The following is a 20,707-nucleotide window of genomic DNA, read 5'->3' as shown; positions in this document are numbered from 1 at the left end:
TGGCGGAGCAATCGAGTCGAGGCATTCGGTGCGTATTGAAGCGACAGCGGCGTCTAAAAATCCGGGCGCGTCGCCGGCTGGGAAACTAGCCCAGTTCTTTCCGGAAGCGACGCCTGTCCGCATTCCTGTGCGGATCACGCGGATGGACGCCTGCGACGGTGCGGATAGTGAGCAGACGGTGATTGAGTTCGGCACGCCGCGCGAGGTGATCTTCGCTTCGCGGCTACCGCTGGAGTTCGCGTCCAGTCTGCGTCTCGAAAACAGCGATGGCTCGCTGAACACCGAGGCTTCCATCGTCGCCATGCAATTTCACGACGGCTCTACGGCGGTTGCTGCGCGGTTTGCGCACGAAGTCTCGAACTGGATCGTCAAGGCCGACTCGTAAGATGACCTCCACGGCACCAAACCTGCACGACATCGCGGCTGAATGGCGCGCCGCGCGCCGCGTCTACTCGATCTATGCGCCGTTGTTGAAGCGCTTCGAACTGGGCGTGAAGCCCTGCCGCGTGCTGGAATCGCCGGTGGACCGTTCGGACGCCGAGTCGCTCGCCTCCATGCGTGAGTGGCTGGAAGAAATGGATGCGAAATGCGGAGCCTCGCACTTGCGACAAGTGCTGCAGGCTCTGCCGATTGGCACGGAGCCTGTACTGCGCGCCCTCACGCAGCGCTACCTGGCGAAAGACGATGGCCTGGACGCGTATAGGGATAAAGTCGATTTCCTTCTGGTGCAGTACTTCTGCCAGTTCGCGCCGGCCGAGATGCACGAGCGACATCCCAAATTGGACGACATGGCGATCGTGCTTGAACCGGTGATCGGAGAAGCGTCTTTGCGCGTGCCCGGCTGGGCGGCGCAGGTGGAACTGCTTCTCGTGCGACTGGTGCAGTGTCACTCGCTCGCCGACCTGGCGCGAGAAGGAATTCTGGAACAGGGACGTGCGCTGAAAGAGAAAGCCGGAGCGATGTATTTCGGTTCTGGCGTGATGCTGGCGTTTGCGCGATACAACTTCATGCTTCGCAGAGCCTTTGCGCGATTGATGCGCGCAGACCTGGAACACATACGAGCGACGCTCAACGCGCTTGAACACAGAGGGGTCACCACGCTGGACTGCTCGCGCGCGGGGCTGGGCAGCGAGGAGTGCCTGGCGAGCATTCGCCGCGAGTGTCGCGACTGGAAAAAGATCTATCTTGCCGACTATGCCGCGGGAGGTGCGTTCTCGCTGCTGATTGCACTGCGCGAGTCCGCTGACCTCGCGTTGGCAAATGCGCCCGAGCCACCGAAAGCTGTGGAGGTGCTTGAGCCAGCCGTGACCGCGGCACCCGTCGCACTGGAAACAGCTGTCGCGGCTGAAACCCCAAATTCGCAAGTTCCTCGGGAGGCAGTCACAAACGAGGCGCCGCCGCACATTTCGAAGTCGCCTGTTGTGGCGGCCGAGATTTTTGAGGCTCACCCGCTACCAGAGCCGGCGCGCGTCGCAGACCCTGAAATTCCAGAGACTAAGATTCCAGAGCCTGAGATTTCCCGCGCAGTTGCGGTGGAAACGCGGCCGCCGGAGCGTCCGCCACAGGCCGCGCTGAATCCTGTCGCTCCAAAAAACGTTCCTCCGCAGGCGTCAATCGAGAAGATATTCGCGCAGGTGGAAACGACGAAGCCGGCGATGCCCATGGCTAAGCCGGTTGAAATAGCTAAGCCTGTTGAAGTACCTAAGCCCGTCGAAGTGGCTAAGCCTGTTGCGCTGGCCACTCCTGTTGAGGTCTCGAAGCCGTTGCGGCCAGAGTCGCCAGGCGTGACTACTACGCCGGTTGAAACGCCCAAACCGCTTTCGGTTCCGAAGCCGGTTGATACGGCCCCGCCCCTCCAGATTGCGAAGCCTATCGCTGAGCCGCCGAAGCGTGCGAACGAACCGGCAATGCCCGCCGCTGCGACAGTCGCGACTGGATCTCAGTCGCCCCAAACCGAAATTTCGAGGCTGGCTGTCGCGCCGGGCCCGATACAAAACAAGCCGCCCAATGTTCCCAAGCCGGTGCCGGTGGTTGAGACGCCAATGCCAGCGTCGCTTCCAGAGCTGGCGAGCGCGCTGGTTGTGAGCGGCGCAACGGACGTGACTTATCCGCTGCAAGACGCGTTGGAACGAATTGCCGAGCAGTTGTTTTTTGCGGAATCACAGAACGTACACCTGGCGGTGGCGACGGTGACGCTGGGCGGCACGCGCATTCTGTTGTCGTCGTGGGAAGTAGCGGCATTTCTGCGCGGCGGCGATGACGTGGCGGACATGTTACAGCGTGCTGTTGCCGTGCGCGCGGTTGTGGTGGAAGCGCTGGAACGATTGCGCCGAACGGGTGCAGCGCCGGACCTTAAGGCTGCATTGGGCGTGGCTCACGTGGAGGCCGCTGCCTTGCAGGAGAGTATCGCGCAGGCGCGCGATCGGAAAAATGTGGATGCCGCCGTCAACCTAGCGGCAACGGCCAAGCGGTTACTCACTTTTATGGATGAAGCCGAAACATGCTTGAGCGAACAACGAATGCGGGAGACAAAACGGTGAATCAGCCGAACGTACTTGTAATTTCTGACGACGCCGAGTTCTCGCGGATGGTTCTTGCGCGGTGGCAATCCGAGCGCTCGGTTCCGGCCTTCACAGTCATGAGCAGCGACTTGTGGAATGGCCCGGGCATCGCCAGCTATGACGTTGCGTTGGTAGGCCCTGTGCGTAGCGGACGCCTCTCGCCGGTACTGAAATCGCTGGACACGCCCGCGCACCCCACGTTGTGCGTAGTGGAGGACGGAAGCACGTTACAGCAGGTGCGCGATCAGCATCCGCGCGCGCTGACCATGCGGATGGCCGAGGGCTGGGCCGACATTGCCGTCCTGCTCGGCGCAGAGTGCATTCGCCGGGTTGAGGCGCAAACGCGGGCGCGCAAGGCAGAGCAGGTGGCGATCCAGAATACCCGCTTTGCGCAGCTCGGCACCTACATGCTCGACATGCGCCACGGGATCAACAACGCTCTCACTTCGGTGCTGGGGAACGCCGAGCTTCTGCTGATGGAGCCGGGACAGTTCACTCCCGAGGTTAGGGACCAACTGGAGACGATCCGCACGATGTCGCTGCGCATACATGAAATTCTGCAACGCTTCTCGTCTTTGAACAACGAGTTGCAGTTCGCTGAGAAAGATTCTCAAACTGAGACGAAGGGGATGTCTCAGGCTGCTGGTTAGTCTGGTTGCCTCTTCTGATATTGTATGTAAGTTGCTGAATCTACACTTCTTTGTTATGTGTGTTACGCGAGTTTTGCCGTAGCCGCTGGCGGTGGCTGCGGAATTGCACTCTGTTTCACTGGCTTTGTCATGGGAGAACTGTGTCCTCTTTGAAGAAAGTATTGATCGTTGACGATTCGCAGGCCGAAGTGCGGCTGATGCAGGCCTATCTGGAGCAGGCTGGCTATTGGGCTGTGTCAATCAACGATCCCATGAGAATCGAGCAGACGATCGACGTTGAGCGCCCCGGGTTGATTCTTCTGGACGTAGTGATGCCGGGTCGCAACGGTTTCCAGGCGTGCCGCGAACTGAAGGGCTCCGCCGAGTACGGGCGCATTCCGATCGTTATGGTGACTTCAAAGGGCAACGAAAGCGACAAGTTCTGGGGACAGCAGCAGGGTGCCGACGGGTACGTCGTGAAGCCTTTCACGAAAGAACAGTTGCTGGGCGAAGTTCAACGTTTTCTGCGCTGAGCGGACCGCGGCGGCACTCGAGAGACAGGCGTGAGCGAAGAAGCAAAATTCGAGAACGAAAGACAACGCGCAAGCGTTGCGATGCCGCCGGATGATTCTGCCGCGATGGTGGATGCGAGCGAGCAGGAGGAGCGTCTGCCGGAGCGCCAGTACTGCGTCTTCCGCGCCGGCCGCGAACGCTTTTGCCTTGGCGTGCTCGACGTGGAGGAAGTGGTGGAGTGGCCGAGCGTGACGCGTATTCCGCTGGGCCCGGCGTTCCTCGTAGGCATTTTCAACCTGCGCGGCGCCATCGTGCCGATCGTGGACATTGCGTTCACGGAAGTCCGGCGCGCGGACCTGCCGCCAAAGCATTGTGTTGTCGCGTGCCTGGAAGGCAAGGGCGAGCAGAGCGATGTGCGGATCGGCATCGCCGCCGACGAAGTGATCGGAACGTACACAACGACGGATGCCCTGCTCGTGGACGAGGCTCCTCGTGACGTACCGCACTGCTGTGGCATGTTGCGGCATGAAGATCGTTTGGCGCTGGCGCTGGATTTGAAGCGCCTGCTGGATGCGTTTCCAGTACCAGTGATTTGAGGCAGACGTCGGACGGCAGAGGTTAGACGTCGGACAGCAGACGACAGACGTCGGACGCGAGGCGTCAGCCACATGGCAGTTCAGGTTTAGAAGTGTGGATGTTGTGCGAGGTATGTGGTCCGAGGTTCTGACGTCTAAGGTCTGAAGTCTGAAATCAGAGGTCTGAAGTCTGCCGTCCGACGTCTGAAGTTGCGGAGGTTCTATGAAGGGTCGTCTAAGTTCGGCCGTCAGCATGTTGGTGGTCGTGAACCTTGTGGCGCTGCTCGCGGTGCTGGCGCTCGGATATGCTGCTGGCGCAAAGTCGGGCGGATTGTCGCTGATGGACCTGGGTGCGCTGCCGAGCACGGCAGGACTGCGCCTATTGGCGGCGGCGGCCGTGGCGCTGAGCGCGGGGCTGTGGATATGGTTCCGGCTGAGCAACAAGGTAGTGACGCCAATTCACAACCTCGTGGACTTCACGGAGCGGTTGGGTACGGGTGACTACAAGTCGCGCCTTGAGGTCGAATCGGAAGACGACTTCCGCTTCATGGCGGAGAACCTAAATCGCGCGGCAGAGCGAGCGTCTCGTGCCCTCTTCAACCAGGAAGCGCAGGAGACGTTGCAGCGCAGCGTGACGGACTTCCTGACGATCGTGAGTCAGATTGCGCGTGGCGACATGACGCTCCGCGGCAAGGTGACGAACGACGCGCTGGGTAACGTAGTTGACTCCGTTAACTACATGCTTGACAACTTCACGAAGGTGCTGGAGCGCGTTCGCAAGGGCGCCATCGACGTCTCGACGAGCGCGAACGAGATTCTCGTGTCCTCGGAAGAGATGGCGAGCGGCGCAACGCAACAGGATCAGGAGATCACGAATACGTCTTCGGCCGTGGAAGAGCTGACGGTTTCCATGAAGCAGGTGTCGAACAACGCCGAAGCCAGTGCGGAAGCCGCACGCCGCGCACTCGACGCCGCCGAACAGGGCAACCGTGCCGTGCGCGACACGCTGGAAGGCATGCAGCGCATTCGCGCTTCGGTGCAGGCGACGGCGAAGAAGATCAAGTCGCTCGGCGATCGCTCTCTGGAAATTTCCGAAATCATCAGCGTCATCAACGACATTACCGAACAGACGAACCTGCTGGCGCTGAATGCGGCCATCGAAGCGGCGCGCGCCGGTGAAGCGGGACGCGGCTTCGCGGTCGTTGCCGATGAAATTCGCAAGCTGGCCGAGCACTCGCGTACCGCCACCAAGGATATTGCCGCGCTGATCAAGGCGATCCAGGCGGAGACGAACGAAGCAGTCGTCGTCATGGAAGAAGGCACACGCGAAGTGGAAGTGGGCGCGCGACTGGCCGACCAGGCCGGCAAAGCGCTGGAAGCGATTTCGAGCGTCGTGCGGCAATCGGCGGAGCTGGTACAGGAAATCTCGCTGGCGTCGAAACAGCAGGTGCGCGGCACGGAAGGCGTGGCGAATGCCATGCAGATCATCTCCAACATTACGCGGCAAACCTCGCAGGGAGCACGGCAGACGGCACGCACGGTTGAGCAGATGGTGAAACTGAGCGAACAGCTGAACGAAGCGCTTTCGCAGTTCCGCATCCACACGGCAAACAAGGAGATGGGTGTCGCTGCGGCCGCTGTGTCGCGGTAAGAAAGACTGAAGCGAGTCGGTAGCATATGGAGAAAACCGCCAATCCGGTCATCACCGATCACGAGCTGTCGGAGATTCGCGCGCTCATCGAGCAGCGCTCGGGAATCCTCTTCGACCAGTCGCGTGAGCGGTTCTTCTCCACACGCGTGCGTGAGCACATGGAGTTCAAGCGGCTGGCGCACGGCGCTGAGTTGATGCGCGTTATCCGCGGATCGAACGTCGAGTACGACGCGCTGCTGGAACGGGTGCTGACGCAGGAGACGCGGTTCTTCCGCTATCCGGACGTGTTCAATGCGCTGGAGAAAAAAGTTCTTCCAGAGATGCATATGAAGAAGTTCTGGGAGAATCCGCGAACGCTAAGGATATGGAGCGCTGGATGCTCTACCGGCGAAGAGCCGTACTCGATCGCCATCAGCATCTGCGACACGCTCGAGTTTGCGGAAGCGTGGAACATCACGATCCTGGCTACGGACATCAGCAAGCAGGCGCTGCAACATGCGGAGCGCGGCGTGTATTCGCGCAGGACGCTTGAGAATTTATCGCAGCGGCAAATTGAGACGTACTTCGTGAAGGTGGGCGACCAGTTCATGGTAAAGCCCAAGATTCGCAACATGGTTTCGTTTGCGCCCATGAACCTGGCGCAGGCGGTCTACATGGGCCGCTTCGACTGCATCTTCTGCATGAACGTGCTGATTTACTTCAGCGAAGAGCGACGAAACGCGCTCATCCAACGTTTCTACGAATACCTTGAGGCCGGTGCCTACCTCTTCCTTGGACATGCGGAGTCGGTGGCGGGCGCACAAGTGAAGTTTCTCCAGACCGTACACGCCGACGCCCGGTTGCTCCAGCGGCCGATTCCGGGTGGGACGGTACGCGCGGCCTCCGCCGGCGAGGAGCAGCTATGAGCGCCCCCGGCCAGGAATTCATCGAAATTTTTCTCCAGGAAGCGAGCGAGCATTTGCAGTTCCTGCGCGAATACTCCGGCATCTTGCAGGATCCGTATCCTGCGCCGGACGATGTCGAGCGTCTGTTTATCTCGGCGCACGGCCTGGCAGGGACTTCGGGCACGTACGGCTTCAGGCTCTTCTCGGAAGTTTCTGGCAAACTTGCACACATCTTCCAGTACGCGATGAATGCAACCATCAGCCCGGAAGCATCCGGCCCGCTGGTTGAGTTCATTTCGGAAACCATCGCCGTGCTGGAAACTGATCTCCTCATGATCAGCGCCACCAGTGCTGAGGCCGAAGAGGACATCACAGCCTTCAAGCAGAAGTATCCGTTCGCGTTCCAGGCGGCGGCAACGCCCTCGCCAGCTCCTGTGGCGGAGCCCGAGCCTGAGCCACTGGCCGAAGCGACCGAAGTCGCGTCTGCACCCGCCTACTCGGACGAAGCGCCTTTAGGTCCGGAATTCGGGCCGGAGATGGAGCCGGTAAGCGTGCCTGCTCCGGTTGCAAAAGCGAAGGTGAGTACGCCCGTTGCTGCCGCCGTGGTAGATGTGCCCGACCTTCCGCTCGATGGAGAGGTGCCGACCGAGGTGATGGAATTCTTCATCCCTGAGGTGGAGGAACATCTACAGGCGGTGACCGAGTGCCTGTTGGCGCTGGAAGCGAATCCGAATCCCGAAGACATCAACCGCCTGTTCCGCGCCATGCACACCATCAAGGGATCGGCGGCGCAGGTGGGATTGCACCGTATCGCCACGGTCGCACACCACGCCGAAGATTTGATTGGACGCTTGCGCGACGGTGAACTGCGCCCCAGCGCACGAATTGTCGACCTGTGCCTGGAGTCGGGGGACACGCTAAAGAAGCTGCTGTATAGCCAATGGGCCGACGAAGCAGGCTTCCAGCGCACGGTGAAGTCGCTCATGGCGCGCATTGCGAACCTTGCGCCGGAAGAAAAGCAGGAGGGCGACAGTGCCGCGGCTGAGAATGCACCAGCAGAGGTAAAAGCGGGCGGCGAAGCGACGCCAGTGCTCCTGCCGACGCCGGACGCTGCGGCAAGAGACGCAGCGAAAGAGAAGGAGAAAGAAGACTCCGACGTACTCGTTACAAAGCGCGAGCCGACAGGCATGCCGCAGTCGAAGTCTGTGCGGATAGGGCTGGAGCGTCTGGATCGCATGATGAACGCGGTCGGCGAACTGGTTATCAATCGCACGCGCATGCTGGGACGACTCGCGGAACTGGAACGCCTGGCCGAGGTACTGACCTTCTCCAAGGCGCGCATGAGCGATAAGGTTGCCGAGTTCCAGGATAAGTACGAGTTCGCACGGCTCACGACCACGCCGAGCTACCAGCCTGGCGGACAGCACCAGGTTCCTCGCCCGTCGCCGATTCGAGATGACGGCTCGTGGGGCTCGGATGGGAACTTCCCATTCCGCACAGGGTATTCCAGTTACTCGCATACCTATGACGCGTCACTCGCAGAGTTCAGCGAGTTGGAGATGGATCGCTACGACGACTTCGGCATACTGTCGCGGTCGCTGACGGAAATCTCGGCGGATATCTCGGAAGTTCTGACGCAGCTTGATGGATTTGTCCGTCGCGTGGACTCCGACATCGATGAGTTCACGAAGCTCGCTCACCGGTTGCAGGATGAGATCACGCAAGCGCGCATGGTGCCGATCGGCAACCTCTATACGCGCATCTCGCGCACCGTTCGCGATTCCGCAAAAGCGGCGAACAAGCATGTCGAACTGACGCTGGCGGGCGCCGAGACCGAACTCGATAACAACATCATCCAGCAGATTGCCGATCCGCTGTTGCACCTGGTCCGTAACGCGGTGGCGCACGGGATCGAACGCACGGAAGACCGCTACAACGCAGGCAAGCCGGACGTCGGAAACGTGGCCGTGCGCGCCTACCATCGCGGCAACCATATCTATATAGAAGTGGAAGACGACGGTCGCGGCATTGACTACGAGCGCGTGCGCGGAGCCGCTGTCGATGCCGGCTTGTTCTCCGCAGACGATGCGGCCGGATTGAGCGAGCGCGACCTGCTCGACCTATTGTTCCATCCCGGCTTCTCGACGGCGCCGCGCAAAACCGAGTTGTCCGGTCGTGGCGTTGGTCTCGACGTGGTGCGCGCAAACCTTAACGCGTTGAACGGCGAGATCGAGATCGAAACGCAAAAAGGCCTAGGTTCGCGATTCACGCTGAAGGTTCCGCTGACGCTCATCATTTCGCAGGCGCTCTTTGTGCGCTGCGGCGCGCAGACGTATGCCTTCCCGCTGGCCTTTGTCGAAGAGATTCGCCGGATTCGCAACAGCGACATAGAAGATGTCGGAGGCAAACTGCTGACCAAGGTTCGCGATGTAGTGACCGAAGTCGTGCGCCTGGATGGTCAACTCGGGCTGGATGACGTGGAGCCGGTGAACGGCTGGTACCGGTTGGTCATCGTGAACGTCGCGGGACGGCAAGTCGGAATCGTCGTGGAAGAAGTTCTGCGCAAGGACGAGATTGTTATCAAAAGTCTTGGCGAATTCCTGCGTAACGTGAAGCTCTTCCCAGGCGCAACCATCGCGCCAGACGGCTCGCTGATACTGCTCGTCGATATCAACCGACTTATCGTGGGCGAGTCAATCGAGCGCCGTCCGCTGATGACGGCCGCGAATGCAGCACGAGTCTTTGCGCCGGGCGCAGTTGCGGTTGCCGCCGGCGAGATTCCGGTCGAGGCCATCGACGTAGTCGAGCGAGAAAAGGTCGTGGTGCTGGCCGACGATTCCATCAGCGTTCGCAAGTTTGTAGGACGAATGCTGGAGAAGGCAGGCTATCGCGTACGGCTTGCGTCCGACGGACTGGAAGCTTTGGAAATCGCGAGCCAGAACCGTTGCGACCTCGTCGTAACTGATTTGGAGATGCCGCGGACGAACGGATACGAGTTGATGCTGCACCTGCGGCAAAACGCTGCGACAGCGCACCTTCCGGTGATGGTGGTGACGTCCCGTGCGGGCGCGAAGCATCGAGAGCGCGCGATGAAGGAAGGCGCTGCGTCGTTCATGGTCAAGCCGGTGCAGGAAGACCAGTTCATTGCTGAAGTGGCGAAGATGATTGGCACGTCGGGTCAGGCGAGACCTGCGGGCGCAGTGGTAGGGCAGTAGAGCTTACATGATTCCAGGCGCGAAAATTCGGGTGCTGATTGCCGACGACTCGGCGTTCATGCGCAAGGTGCTGCAAAGCATCATCACCACCGATCCACAAATGGAGGTGGTGGGCGAAGCGCGTGACGGGCGAGATGCGGTTTCGCTGGCGGAGTCGTTGAAGCCGGACGTGATCACGATGGACATCAATATGCCCCACATGGACGGCTTGCAGGCGACGGAAATCATTATGGCGTCGCAGCCCAAGCCGATCGTGATCGTGAGTTCGGAATCGCGCGAAGGCGCAGACATTACGCTGAAGTCTCTTGAGTTGGGCGCGATTGATTTCGTAGCGAAGCCCTCGGGCGGCATTGACCTGGATATGAATACCGTGCGCGAAGAACTCGTCCGCAAACTGAAGATGGCGGCGAAGGTTCGCGTGGTGCGGACGGCAACGCGCTCGAAGCTGGCGCATGAAATCGCAACCAGCGCTCCGCGAACGGAACCGACTTCGGAACTGGTCGCGGCCGTAGCGGCGGCAGCGGCTGTCCCAAATTCAACGTCTGCAAACGTGCCTCACGCAGGACTTTCGGCGGCACGGGCAGCAGGGAAGTTCCCGATCGTAGTCGTAGCCGCATCGACAGGCGGCCCGGCAACGCTGATGAAGTTAGCGCCGATGTTCCCCCGTGATTTTGCCGGAGCGGTGATGCTGGTACAACACATGCCCGGCACGTTCACTTCGCAATTCAGTAAGCAGTTGGCAGAGGTCTCGCAGATTCGCGTAAAGGAAGCAGAGGTTGGTGAGATCGTGCAGGCCGGCACGTTTTACGTCTGTCCCGGTTCGCATCACCTGAGATTGTCTCCGACTGGCCGCATGACGCTCGATGATGGGCCGCGTATTTCCGGCTACCGTCCCTGCGCTGACGTGACATTAGAAACGGTCGCAAGCTTTGCTGGCCCGATGGCGTTGAGCGTGATACTGACCGGCATGGGAAATGATGGCGCGCGAGGCGTGCAGGCGGTGAAGTCCGTTGGCGGCCACGTTATCGCGCAGGATGAATCAACGGCGATCATATTCGGCATGCCGGCGGAAGCCATCAAGACAGGCGCCGTGGACCAGGTGCTGCCGATTGAGGCAATCTATCCGGCTGTTGAGAAGCGCGTGCTTTATCTTTTCGGCGCCGCCAGGGCGGGTGCGCTGTGAGGATCGGACGTCAGACGACGAAGAAACACGCCGTTCGCCATGGCGAGGCCGTAATCCTGTTCGCCGTTGGGCCGCATACGTTCGCCATCGCAGCGAACGAGGTTGACGAGATTCGAGACCTTCAGGGGCTGAAACCGCTGCGCAGCACGCTGGCAAAAGTGAAGCAGATGCTAGTGCGCGGGAAGCATACGTACTTCGTCGTGGACGCGAGTTTTCATCTCTGCCAGTTACCGTCGAAAGCGAGCCGGGTGCTTATTCTGCGGAATTTGCGAACGGCTGTGGCGGTGGACAGTATCGACCGCATGATGGAGGTCGCTGGCGTGCAGCCGTTGCCACAGTCTTTCCATGGTGATGAGCGCCGCTGGTATCGCGGGCTTACGCTGTTAGGAGAGGCGGTGGTTCCGGTGGTGAACGCGGCCGCATTTCTGACGAGCAGCGAAATCGGGCTGCTGCAACGGCAGATGAAGGAATCGGCAGTATGAGCACAAGCACGAAAACGAACGAAGGCTGGCGGCCGGGAGCGCGGCAGTTTGTGTTGTTCCCGCTCGGGTGTAAGCGCTTTGCGCTGCCTGCCGAGATCGTGACTGAGCTTGCGCGTCCGGACATGCTGCAAACCTTTCCGCATACAACGCGGCTGCTGACCGGAGTTCTGGTTCGGCGCGGACACATTGTTCCCGTGTGCGATGTGGCGCAAGTGCTGGTTGGCCTGGATGCGCCGCCCCGCAAGTTCTATCTGATTGCTACGCGCTATTTTGATGGCGGACGACATACGGAGTGGACGGCATTGCCTGTGACCGGTGAATGCGAATTGACGACGGCCGAGGTGTTGCCGCCAACGGGACGCCTGCCGGAGTATGTTGTCGGCCTGCTCTCGATGAAAGACGAGATTGTGGAGTTGGTGGATCTGGAAAAATTGATTGCAGCCGACGTTGCAAGCGCCAAGGCCTTTGTGGAGGTGGCGCGATGAGTTCGTCTGCCCCGACGGTTTCGAAGATTCTTGTCATCGACAGCAACGTGTTCTTTGCCAAGCGGCTTGCTGAGGCGCTGAAGAAGGAAAATTTCGAGGTGATCCACAGCACGCAGGCGGCATACGCGCTGACTATGTTGGAGTGGAATCCGCCGGCAGCGATTCTCTGTGCGACGAACCTGCGCGAGATGGGCGCGTACCAGTTGCCGAAGATACTGCACGCCGATCTGAAGACGGCTCACATCCCGATTCTTGCAATGGGCGAAGCCGGAGAACAGGCGCTGATGGAAGCGTTCCGTGCCGGGTGTGACGATTACATCGACCGGCGACTGGGACCGGAGAACATTGCCGCGCACATTCGCAGTTTTCTGCGCAGTCATGACGAGGGATTCCAGCCAACCCAGATGCTGGAGAGTTCCGAGACGGCGCTGGAAGGAAACCTGTCGCACATGGACTTGCCGGGCATCATTCAGATGCTGGGACACTCCAGGCAGACCGGCGCGCTGCACGTGAATGCGGCGGAGTTGGATGGCATCGTCTTCTTCGACCTTGGTGACGTGGTGCACGCCGAGAGTGGTGACTTCATCGGCGACGATGCGGTGCTGAACATCATCAAGAATTGCAACAACATCGAGAAAGGCGTGTACAAGTTCATCCCTGGCGACACGGCAACCACTCGCACTGTCCTGCGGTCTGTGACGGAGTTGATGCTGGAGGCATTGCGCGAGATCGACGAAGAGCGCGGCGTTGCCGATGGAGGGTTTTAAATGAGCGCGACCCCGGTTGTGTACTTCATCGACGATAGCGCCACGATGCGCGAAGTGATCAAGATCGCATTTCGCCGCGAGAGCATGAATGTCATCGCGTGCCACGATGCAGCATCGGCACTGGCGCTGATGGAGCAGAGCGCGCCGGACGTCGTCATCAGCGACGTCATCATGCCGGACAAGGACGGCTATGAAGTCTGCCAGCACATCAAGCAGCACGTGCGCTTCGGCAGGACGCCCGTGATCCTGATGTCGGGCGTGGTGAACAGGCAGGTTGCGGAGCGCGCATTCGCCGTGAAGGCCGATGAACTGATCCGTAAACCGTTCCAACCGCAAGACCTCATTACACGCGTGCGCCACTTATTAAACCCGAAGGCAACTGCGCCACTTCCCGCCGCGGCAGCGAGCGCGTCGGTGGCGGCGTTAAGCAGCATTTTCTCCGCGCAAGTAAATGGACGTCCGCCGCAATCGGCAGCGCGTCCGCCAATAGCAATGGCGGCGACGGCAGGAAGCGCGCGCCCCGTGCCTGCGTCTCCGTTAGTCTCCAGACCTGCTCCTTCAGCTATTGCAGCAACGGCCGCGGCAATCATGGGATCGAATCCGGCCGCTGCACCCGCGCCTGTCGCGTCGGTGGTGGCCGCTGTCCTAGCGCCTGCACAGCCTCGTGTGCCCCAACCGCCGCCCTCTACGCTCAACATGGACGCGACAAAAATGCGTCTTGAGTTGATGCGCCTGCAGAGCCAGATCAAAAAGCTGGAGTCTGAACTCGAAGCAGAGCGCGAATATTCGCAAGCACTCGAAGAGCACATCAAGACATTGCAAGAATCAGACTAAAAAAGTTCTACCACCGACTGAGAGTGCCGCCCCCGTAACGCTGAAGTGTTTTCGACGTATTCAGGAAATCTCCGGAAGCGCTGCCTTCGCGTTTTCACGGCTGAAATCCCTTGACCTTCTGTACTCTGCACGTTGAGACTGAGCTTTCCCGCCCAGTGCCTCTCGCACGGCCTGGAATCGTTGGGTAAACGTTTACACGAGCACGTGATAGTAATGAAAGATATCGCAGGCGCGAACCCGTGGGTGGGGTCGATTGCCTGCACCGAGGGACAATCATGCGGAAAATTTATTTACTTCTGATACTTGCTTTCATCGTCTCGCCGAACGCAGCCTTCGCGGCTGCACAGACCAAGCAGGCCAAGCCCGAAAGCAATGCCCAGCGGCAGGCATCCAAATCTATCCCCGGTGTGCCCGCTCTTGTGTTGGGCGTGGCGTGGTATCCCGAACACTGGGAGGAAGCGCGCTGGGAGACTGACCTCACCCTGATGCAGGCCGCCGGGATCAACATGGTCCGGGTGGGAGAGTTCGCGTGGAGCCGTATGGAGCCGCAGGATGGTCAATTCGATTTCGGCTGGCTGGATCGCGCCATCGCGCTCGCCGCAAAGCGAGGAATGAAAATTGTTGTGGGCACGCCGACGGCAGCGCCACCGGCATGGCTTACGCAGAAGTATCCGGAAACGCTGGCGACGTGGGAAGACGGAACGCGCGCGACTCACGGCAACCGCGGGCAGTACCGCATTACCAGCGCGAAGTACCTGGAACTTGCACGGCGACTTGCCGCGGAAATGGCGAAGCGCTATGGCAACAATCCGGATGTGATCGGCTGGCAAATCGACAACGAGTACGGACCTGTGTCGTACGACGCCGAGTCGCGCCAGCAGTTCCAATCATTCCTTAAGAGCCGTTACCGCACGCTCGCCGCGCTCAACAAGGCCTGGTCCACGGATTACTGGAGCCAGACGTACGACAACTGGGAACAGATTCCGATCCCGGTTGGGTACCACAATCCCGGCCTGATGCTGGAATGGAAGCGCTTCGGCAGTGAGATGTTCCGAAATTACCAGCACAACCAGATCGAAGCCATACGCGCCCACGCCGACCCGCGCCAGTTCATCACGCACAACTTCATGGGCTTCTACGGCGGATTCGATCACTACCTCGTAGCGCAGGAACTCAATTTCGCGTCCTGGGACAACTACGTGGGCACCGGACATCTTGATCCAGTTCGAAAGGGTGCGGCGCATGACCTCACTCGCGGCTTCAAGCGAAAGAGCTTTTGGGTCATGGAGACTCAGCCCGGGTCGGTCAATTGGGCGGATGTGAACAACATGCTCGATCGCGGGGAAGTTCGGCGCATGGCATGGGAGGCGATTGGACATGGCGCGGACGCCGTGGCTTATTGGCAGTGGCGCAACGCCCTGGGAGGCCAGGAGCAATACCATGGCAGCCTGCTCGGGGCGGATGGCAAACCGCGTCCGGTGTATGACGAAGTTGCGGAGCTTGGGCGTGAGTTCGCGAAGATAGCCGACGCGATCAAAGGCACCTCACCCGCGCCGCAAACGGCAATTCTGTATGACTACGACAGCCGATGGGCAATCGAGTTCCAGAAGCACAACAAGGACTTCGATCCAAACACTCACCTTCAAACCTATTATCGGCCATTGCGCCAGCTCACGCAGGATATTGATATCGTTCATCCAACGGCACCACTCTCGCACTACAAGCTGGTAGTAGCGCCGGCGTTGAACGTGCTGCCCGACAGTACGGAGCAGCAACTGGTCGAGTACGTTAAGGCCGGTGGTCACCTCGTGATTGGCGCGCGCACCGGCATGAAGGACGAGCACAACGCGCTGAAGCCTTCTCTGCAACCTGGCAAGCTGCTGTCGAACCTGCTGGGCGGCGAGGTCGCCGAGTTCTTCGCGCTGGAAAAGAACGTGCCCGTAAGCGGCGCATTGGGATCGGGCGAAGCAAAAACCTGGGCGGAAATGCTGCGGACGAGTGCGCCCGACGTCGAGGTTTTGCTTAAGTTCGGCAAGAGCAACGGATGGCTCGACGGGCAGCCGGCGGTAATTTCACGGAAGCTCGGTTCCGGACGCGTCACCTACGTGGGCGGTCAATTTGATGAGAGCATCATGGCCGGGCTTTCGAAGTGGATGGTCGAGGACGCTGGTGTGAAGCCTGCACTTGGCCCGGTTCCGTCCGGTGTAGAGGTATGCCGGCGCGTTAGTCACGACAAAGAGTTATTCATCCTGATCAACCACAGCCCAGAGGCGCAGAAGATTTCGTTACCAGCGCCAATGCGCGAACTGCTGAAGGGCAGCGAACCGGCGGCCTTGCTGACGATTCCCGCAAACGATGTCGTGGTGCTCGTTCCCGCAGGCAAGTAGCAGGCTAGGTTTTTCGACCGAGGGCAGCGGTTATCCGCTGCCCTCATTATTCAGGCGAACAGGAATTCCTTCGTCTTCAATTCGCGGATGTTGTCTCGGAGCTTCGCCGCTTTCTCGAACTCGAACTTTTTTGCGGCTTCGCGCATGTCGCTTTCCAGGCGCGCGATGTACCCGTCAAGTTCCTCTTGTGACTTGAAGTCCGGCAGACCATCGGCTTCGCTTGTGAGGTCGGCGTAGTCGGCCTGCACCATCTGGACGAGCGACATGTCGAGAGCGCGAATGATGGTGGTGGGCGTGATGCCGTTCTCAACGTTGTAGGCTTCCTGGATGGCGCGGCGTCGATCGGTTTCGTCAATGGCCTTGCGCATGGAATCCGTCATCCTGTCTGCGTAGAGCACGGCGCGTCCCTCAAGGTGTCGCGCGCAGCGGCCAATCGTCTGGATGAGCGATCCGGACGAACGCAGGAACCCTTCCTTGTCGGCGTCGAGAACGGCGACCAGTGAGACTTCCGGCAGATCGAGTCCTTCGCGCAAGAGGTTGATGCCGATAAGCACGTCGAACTCGCCATTCCGCAGATCGCGGATGATCTTAATGCGTTCCAATGTTTCGATCTCGGAGTGCATGTAACGGCAGCGCACGCCAACTTCGCTGTAATACTCGGCCAGGTCCTCGGCCATACGCTTCGTGAGCGTAGTGACGAGCACACGCTGTCCGTTGGCGACGCGCGCTCGTATCTCGTGCAGCAGGTCATCGATCTGGCCGCGCACGGGGCGTATCTCCACCTGCGGGTCGACCAGTCCAGTCGGGCGAATAATCTGCTCAACGACTACGCCGGCCGACTTCGTTAATTCGTACGGGCCCGGCGTTGCGGAGACATAGACAACCTGGTTGACCCGGTTCTCGAACTCCTCAAAGGTGAGCGGGCGGTTGTCGAGTGCACTCGGCAGGCGAAAGCCATACTCGATGAGATTCTGTTTGCGCGAGCGGTCGCCGTGCCACATGCCATGAACCTGCGGAATCGTCTGGTGCGATTCGTCGATGAACATCAAATAGTCGCGGGGAACGTAGTCGAGCAGCGTCGGCGGCGGTTCGCCCGGCAGGCGTCCAGTGAAGTGACGCGAGTAGTTCTCGATGCCGTGGCAGTAGCCCATCTCTTTGATCATTTCGAGATCAAAGCGGGTGCGCTGGTGTATGCGCTGCGACTCGACCAGGCGGCCCTGCTTCTCCAACTCTGTTTCCCACCATCCCAGCTCCTCCAAAATCGATGCCACCGCGCTGGTCTTTGCTTCTGGTTTCATGACGTAGTGCGTCTTGGGATAGATGGGCAGGCGCGTGTAGCGCTGCTTCACGGTGCCGAACAGCGGGTCGATCTGTGAAAGCGATTCGATCTCGTCGCCCCATAGCTCGATGCGATAGGCGCTGTCCTCGTACGTGGGGAATATCTCGATGACATCGCCGCGAACCCGGAAGGTGCCGCGCTTGAAATCGTCGTTAGTGCGCTCGTATAGAATTTCGACAAGTTTCTTGACGATGTCCTCACGCTTGAACTTCTGTCCCTTTTCCAGGAAGAGCAACATCCCGTAGTACGCCTCTGGCGAGCCAAGGCCGTAGATGCAACTGACAGAGGCGACGATAATGCAATCGCGGCGTTCGAACAGCGACTTCGTGGCCGAGAGGCGCAGCTTGTCCAGCTCGTCGTTGATGGTCGCTTCCTTCTCGATGTAGATGTCGCCTGCGGGAATGTACGCTTCCGGCTGGTAGTAGTCGTAGTAGGAGACGAAGTACTCGACGGCGTTCTGCGGAAAGAAGTTCTTGAACTCGTGGTAGAGCTGTGCCGCAAGGGTTTTGTTGTGCGCCATGATTAGCGCAGGACGGTTCAACTCCTCGATGATTTTCGCCATCGTGAAGGTCTTGCCCGAACCGGTAACACCAAGCAGAACCTGATGTTTTTCGCCGTCAATGAGCCCGCGCGAGAGCTGGTCGATGGCACGGCCCTGGTCTCCCTGTGGCTTGTATGTGCTTTGAAGCTTGAAGTCCATAGAAAAAGGGATGCCTCTCCAGGCGCGATATCGGCCTCAAGGCTTCCTTTAATTATAGCTGCTGGGAACGAACGCTTCCGCCGTCCTCGAACGAGTGCTTATCAAGTGGGAAGCGGTCGCGACAGGCAGGTCGCCTTACCAGCTGCCATCGCCAATCAGGTATTCGTGGATCGACTTGGCCGCACGGCGTCCAGCGCCCATCGCGAGAATGACGGTTGCCCCGCCGGTGACGATGTCGCCTCCGGCAAAGACGCCTTTCTTCGACGTGCGCTGCGTGTCTTCACTGGCCTGAATGTAGTTCCACTTGTTAACGGCTAGATCCGGCGTGGTCGCCTGGATGATCGGATTCGCACTGGTTCCGGTAGCAACAATCGCCACTTGCGCCGGGAAGTTCTTCTCCGAGCCCGCAATCGGCACCGGACGACGGCGTCCCGAAGCGTCTGGCTCGCCAAGTTCCATCTGGATGCAACGCGCTTCTTTCAGCCAGCCCTTCTCGTCGCCTATGAACTCGATCGGATTCCAGAGTACGCGGAACTCTACGCCCTCTTGCTTGGCGTGATGCACTTCTTCCTTGCGCGCCGGCATCTCGTTTTCGCTGCGTCGATAGACGATGGCCGCGGATTTTGCGCCCAGGCGGAGCGAGGTGCGCACTGCGTCCAGAGCGGTGTTGCCACCGCCAACGACGATTACGTCCTTGTCGCGGCAGTCGTACACTGGCTCGTCGTACTCGGGGAAGCGGTTGGCGCGCATCAGGTTAACGCGCGTCAGAAATTCATTGGCCGAGTAAACGCCGTTCAGGTGCTCGCCCGGGATATTCAGGAACTGCGGCAGGCCAGCTCCGACGGCCACGAAAGCGGCGTCGTAGTGTTCTTCCGTGAAGAGCTCGTCCAGCGTGATGGTTTTGCCGACGACCACGTTGGTCTCGAACTCCACGCCCATGGCGCGCATGTTCGTGATCTCTTCGTGAACAATCTTCTTGGGCAGGCGGAATTCGGGGATGCCGTAAACGAGCACGCCGCCGAGTTCGTGCAGCGCTTCGAAAACGCGAACCTTGTGTCCGCGCTGGATGAGGTCTCCGGCGCAACTGAGGCCGGCCGGGCCGCTTCCGATGACGGCAACTTTCTTGCCGGTGGCCGGAGCGTTCGTGGGCAGGCCAAGCATGCCGACGGAGCGTTCGTAATCGGCAACAAAGCGCTCGATGTGGCCGATCGCCACGGAATTGCCTTTTTTTGAAAGGATGCAGCCGCCCTCGCACTGTTCTTCCTGCGGGCAGACGCGGCCCGTAACGGCGGGAAGCACGTTGTCTTCGCGCAGTTTGGCGGCGGCGCCCAGGTAGTCGCCCGCGAGCACGAGATCGATGACGTCCTTCACCTTCACGCCCACCGGACATGCCGCCATGCAGGAGGGCTTTTCGCACTCGATACAACGCGAACATTCGGTCGTCGCGAGTCCAGGCTGGAAGCCGAGGTTGACTTCTTTGAAGTCGCGCGCCCGCTCGGTGGCATCGCGTTCGGGCATGTTCTGGCGCGGTACCTTCATGCGGTCGCGCTTGGTAAGCGGGTTATGCGACATCACTTGCTCCTCTGGCCGCAGGCCGTGGCATGTGCTTCCACTTCGCGCAGCCTGCAGGAGTCGTGCACGAGTGCCAAATCCTTCTCGGGATTGGCGAGGAACTCCTCCAGCGAACGCCGTTCATTGTTTCTGTACATCTGGTTACGGCGTGTCAACACTTCGAAGTTCACCTCTTCGGCATCGAAGTCAGGGCCATCTACACAGGCGAACTTGCTGGTGTTGCCGACCAGCACGCGGCAACCGCCGCACATGCCGGTTCCATCGACCATGATCGAGTTGAGGCTGACGACCGTGCGAATTTTCCGCGGACGCGTCAGGTTGGCGACGGCGGCCATCATTGGCACCGGGCCGACTGCGAGGACGAAGTCGATCTTCCATCCAGCATCGAAAAGCTGCTGGAGTTTAGCGGTCACAAGGCCTTGTTCACCATGGCTGCCATCGTCGGTCATCATGTAAGTTTCGTCGCTCACGGCGCGCACTTCGTCTTCTAGTACGACGAGGTCCTTGCGGCGAGCCCCTTCGATGAAGATCACGTGGTTGCCGGCTTGCTTTAGCGCTCTCGCCGTCGGGTAAGCCATCGCAGTGCCGATGCTTCCGGCAATCACCGCGACGGTACCGTAGTTGCGCACCTCGGACGGGTGACCGAGCGGCCCAACGACGTCGAGGACGTAATCTCCCTCGTTCAACATGCTGAGCAGGTGGGTCGTCTTGCCAATCGCCTGGACGGCAATGTTGATCGTGCCCGCCTCCGGGTCGCTGTCCTCGATGGTGAGAGGAATGCGCTCGCCCTGATCATGCAGGCGGAGAATGACGAACTGCCCCGGCCTCTGCTTACGCGCGATGCGCGGAGCGTCCAGCACAAAAAGCTTAATGCCCGTTCCGAGCGTCTGCGTTCGGAGAATCTTAAACATGCTTATTCCTCGACTTACA

17 protein-coding genes are annotated in these 20,707 nt (G+C 59.9%); 14 read left to right on the top strand and 3 right to left on the bottom strand.

The features are described 5' to 3' along the window. The 14 genes from VN622_06835 to VN622_06770 form a co-directional block, all read left to right on the top strand. Positions 1 to 385: hypothetical protein (locus VN622_06835; protein HWR35570.1), on the top strand; the 385-nt coding region annotated here is incomplete at its 5' end. Position 386: 1 nt separating this feature from the next. Continuing rightward, positions 387 to 2,540 (top strand): hypothetical protein, encoded by a 2,154-nt coding sequence (locus VN622_06830; protein HWR35569.1) that lies wholly within the window; start codon positions 387 to 389, stop codon positions 2,538 to 2,540. After that, positions 2,501 to 3,211: a histidine kinase dimerization/phospho-acceptor domain-containing protein gene (locus VN622_06825; GenBank protein ID HWR35568.1), complete on the top strand. Its 711-nt coding sequence runs from the start codon at positions 2,501 to 2,503 to the stop codon at positions 3,209 to 3,211. The genes VN622_06830 and VN622_06825 overlap by 40 nt, the downstream gene beginning before the upstream one ends. 149 nt (positions 3,212 to 3,360) lie before the next feature. Beyond that, positions 3,361 to 3,723 (top strand): response regulator, encoded by a 363-nt coding sequence (locus tag VN622_06820; GenBank protein HWR35567.1) that lies wholly within the window; start codon positions 3,361 to 3,363, stop codon positions 3,721 to 3,723. 30 nt (positions 3,724 to 3,753) lie between these two features. Beyond that, a complete protein-coding gene (locus VN622_06815; GenBank protein HWR35566.1) occupies positions 3,754 to 4,299 on the top strand; it encodes a chemotaxis protein CheW in 546 nt (181 codons plus the stop codon). Between the two features lie 202 nt (positions 4,300 to 4,501). Continuing rightward, positions 4,502 to 5,929: a HAMP domain-containing methyl-accepting chemotaxis protein gene (locus VN622_06810; protein HWR35565.1), complete on the top strand. Its 1,428-nt coding sequence runs from the start codon at positions 4,502 to 4,504 to the stop codon at positions 5,927 to 5,929. Between the two features lie 26 nt (positions 5,930 to 5,955). Continuing rightward, a complete protein-coding gene (locus tag VN622_06805; protein ID HWR35564.1) occupies positions 5,956 to 6,834 on the top strand; it encodes a protein-glutamate O-methyltransferase CheR in 879 nt (292 codons plus the stop codon). Next, the gene (locus VN622_06800) at positions 6,831 to 10,028 is read left to right on the top strand and encodes a response regulator (protein HWR35563.1); all 3,198 of its coding nucleotides are present in this window, start codon (positions 6,831 to 6,833) and stop codon (positions 10,026 to 10,028) included. The genes VN622_06805 and VN622_06800 overlap by 4 nt, the downstream gene beginning before the upstream one ends. A gap of 7 nt (positions 10,029 to 10,035) precedes the next feature. Beyond that, entirely contained in the window at positions 10,036 to 11,211 is a 1,176-nt protein-coding gene (locus tag VN622_06795) for a chemotaxis response regulator protein-glutamate methylesterase (protein HWR35562.1), read from the top strand. Next, the gene (locus VN622_06790; protein HWR35561.1) at positions 11,208 to 11,693 is read left to right on the top strand and encodes a chemotaxis protein CheW; all 486 of its coding nucleotides are present in this window, start codon (positions 11,208 to 11,210) and stop codon (positions 11,691 to 11,693) included. The genes VN622_06795 and VN622_06790 overlap by 4 nt, the downstream gene beginning before the upstream one ends. Then, positions 11,690 to 12,178, top strand: coding sequence for a chemotaxis protein CheW (locus tag VN622_06785; GenBank protein ID HWR35560.1), 489 nt, complete (start codon positions 11,690 to 11,692; stop codon positions 12,176 to 12,178). The genes VN622_06790 and VN622_06785 overlap by 4 nt, the downstream gene beginning before the upstream one ends. Then, complete coding sequence (locus VN622_06780) at positions 12,175 to 12,945, top strand: DUF4388 domain-containing protein (protein HWR35559.1); 771 nt, start codon at positions 12,175 to 12,177, stop codon at positions 12,943 to 12,945. The genes VN622_06785 and VN622_06780 overlap by 4 nt, the downstream gene beginning before the upstream one ends. After that, a complete protein-coding gene (locus VN622_06775; GenBank protein HWR35558.1) occupies positions 12,946 to 13,779 on the top strand; it encodes a response regulator in 834 nt (277 codons plus the stop codon). It begins immediately after the preceding gene. A 275-nt stretch (positions 13,780 to 14,054) separates the two neighbouring features. After that, positions 14,055 to 16,166: a beta-galactosidase gene (locus VN622_06770; GenBank protein ID HWR35557.1), complete on the top strand. Its 2,112-nt coding sequence runs from the start codon at positions 14,055 to 14,057 to the stop codon at positions 16,164 to 16,166. Positions 16,167 to 16,216: 50 nt separating this feature from the next. Here VN622_06770 and uvrB read toward each other — a convergent pair whose 3' ends face one another. From uvrB to VN622_06755, 3 genes are all read right to left on the bottom strand, one after another. Continuing rightward, positions 16,217 to 18,205 carry an excinuclease ABC subunit UvrB gene (gene uvrB / locus VN622_06765; GenBank protein ID HWR35556.1) on the bottom strand — a complete coding sequence of 663 codons (1,989 nt, stop codon included), beginning with the start codon at positions 18,203 to 18,205 and terminating at the stop codon, positions 16,217 to 16,219. A gap of 135 nt (positions 18,206 to 18,340) precedes the next feature. Beyond that, complete coding sequence (gene gltA / locus VN622_06760) at positions 18,341 to 19,777, bottom strand: NADPH-dependent glutamate synthase (protein ID HWR35555.1); 1,437 nt, start codon at positions 19,775 to 19,777, stop codon at positions 18,341 to 18,343. Further along, on the bottom strand, positions 19,777 to 20,688 hold the full coding sequence (locus VN622_06755; protein ID HWR35554.1) for a sulfide/dihydroorotate dehydrogenase-like FAD/NAD-binding protein: 912 nt from the start codon (positions 20,686 to 20,688) through the stop codon (positions 19,777 to 19,779). The genes gltA and VN622_06755 overlap by 1 nt, the downstream gene beginning before the upstream one ends. Positions 20,689 to 20,707 lie beyond the last annotated feature (19 nt).

Source organism: Clostridia bacterium (genome assembly GCA_035561135.1).
Taxonomy (GTDB): Bacteria; Acidobacteriota; Terriglobia; order Terriglobales; family Acidobacteriaceae; genus DATMYA01.
This window is presented reverse-complemented; position numbering and strand designations above follow the sequence as displayed.

What these genes read in the sequence shown, in the direction of transcription:
- VN622_06830 (HWR35569.1), top strand. Translation starts at nt 387, where the DNA reads ATGACCTCCACGGCACCAAACCTGCACGACATCGCGGCTGAATGGCGC.
- VN622_06825 (HWR35568.1), top strand. Translation starts at nt 2,501, where the DNA reads ATGCTTGAGCGAACAACGAATGCGGGAGACAAAACGGTGAATCAGCCG.
- VN622_06810 (HWR35565.1), top strand. Translation starts at nt 4,502, where the DNA reads ATGAAGGGTCGTCTAAGTTCGGCCGTCAGCATGTTGGTGGTCGTGAAC.
- VN622_06805 (HWR35564.1), top strand. Translation starts at nt 5,956, where the DNA reads ATGGAGAAAACCGCCAATCCGGTCATCACCGATCACGAGCTGTCGGAG.
- VN622_06800 (HWR35563.1), top strand. Translation starts at nt 6,831, where the DNA reads ATGAGCGCCCCCGGCCAGGAATTCATCGAAATTTTTCTCCAGGAAGCG.
- VN622_06795 (HWR35562.1), top strand. Translation starts at nt 10,036, where the DNA reads ATGATTCCAGGCGCGAAAATTCGGGTGCTGATTGCCGACGACTCGGCG.
- VN622_06785 (HWR35560.1), top strand. Translation starts at nt 11,690, where the DNA reads ATGAGCACAAGCACGAAAACGAACGAAGGCTGGCGGCCGGGAGCGCGG.
- VN622_06780 (HWR35559.1), top strand. Translation starts at nt 12,175, where the DNA reads ATGAGTTCGTCTGCCCCGACGGTTTCGAAGATTCTTGTCATCGACAGC.
- VN622_06775 (HWR35558.1), top strand. Translation starts at nt 12,946, where the DNA reads ATGAGCGCGACCCCGGTTGTGTACTTCATCGACGATAGCGCCACGATG.
- VN622_06770 (HWR35557.1), top strand. Translation starts at nt 14,055, where the DNA reads ATGCGGAAAATTTATTTACTTCTGATACTTGCTTTCATCGTCTCGCCG.
- uvrB (HWR35556.1), bottom strand. Translation starts at nt 18,205, where the DNA reads ATGGACTTCAAGCTTCAAAGCACATACAAGCCACAGGGAGACCAGGGC.
- gltA (HWR35555.1), bottom strand. Translation starts at nt 19,777, where the DNA reads ATGTCGCATAACCCGCTTACCAAGCGCGACCGCATGAAGGTACCGCGC.
- VN622_06755 (HWR35554.1), bottom strand. Translation starts at nt 20,688, where the DNA reads ATGTTTAAGATTCTCCGAACGCAGACGCTCGGAACGGGCATTAAGCTT.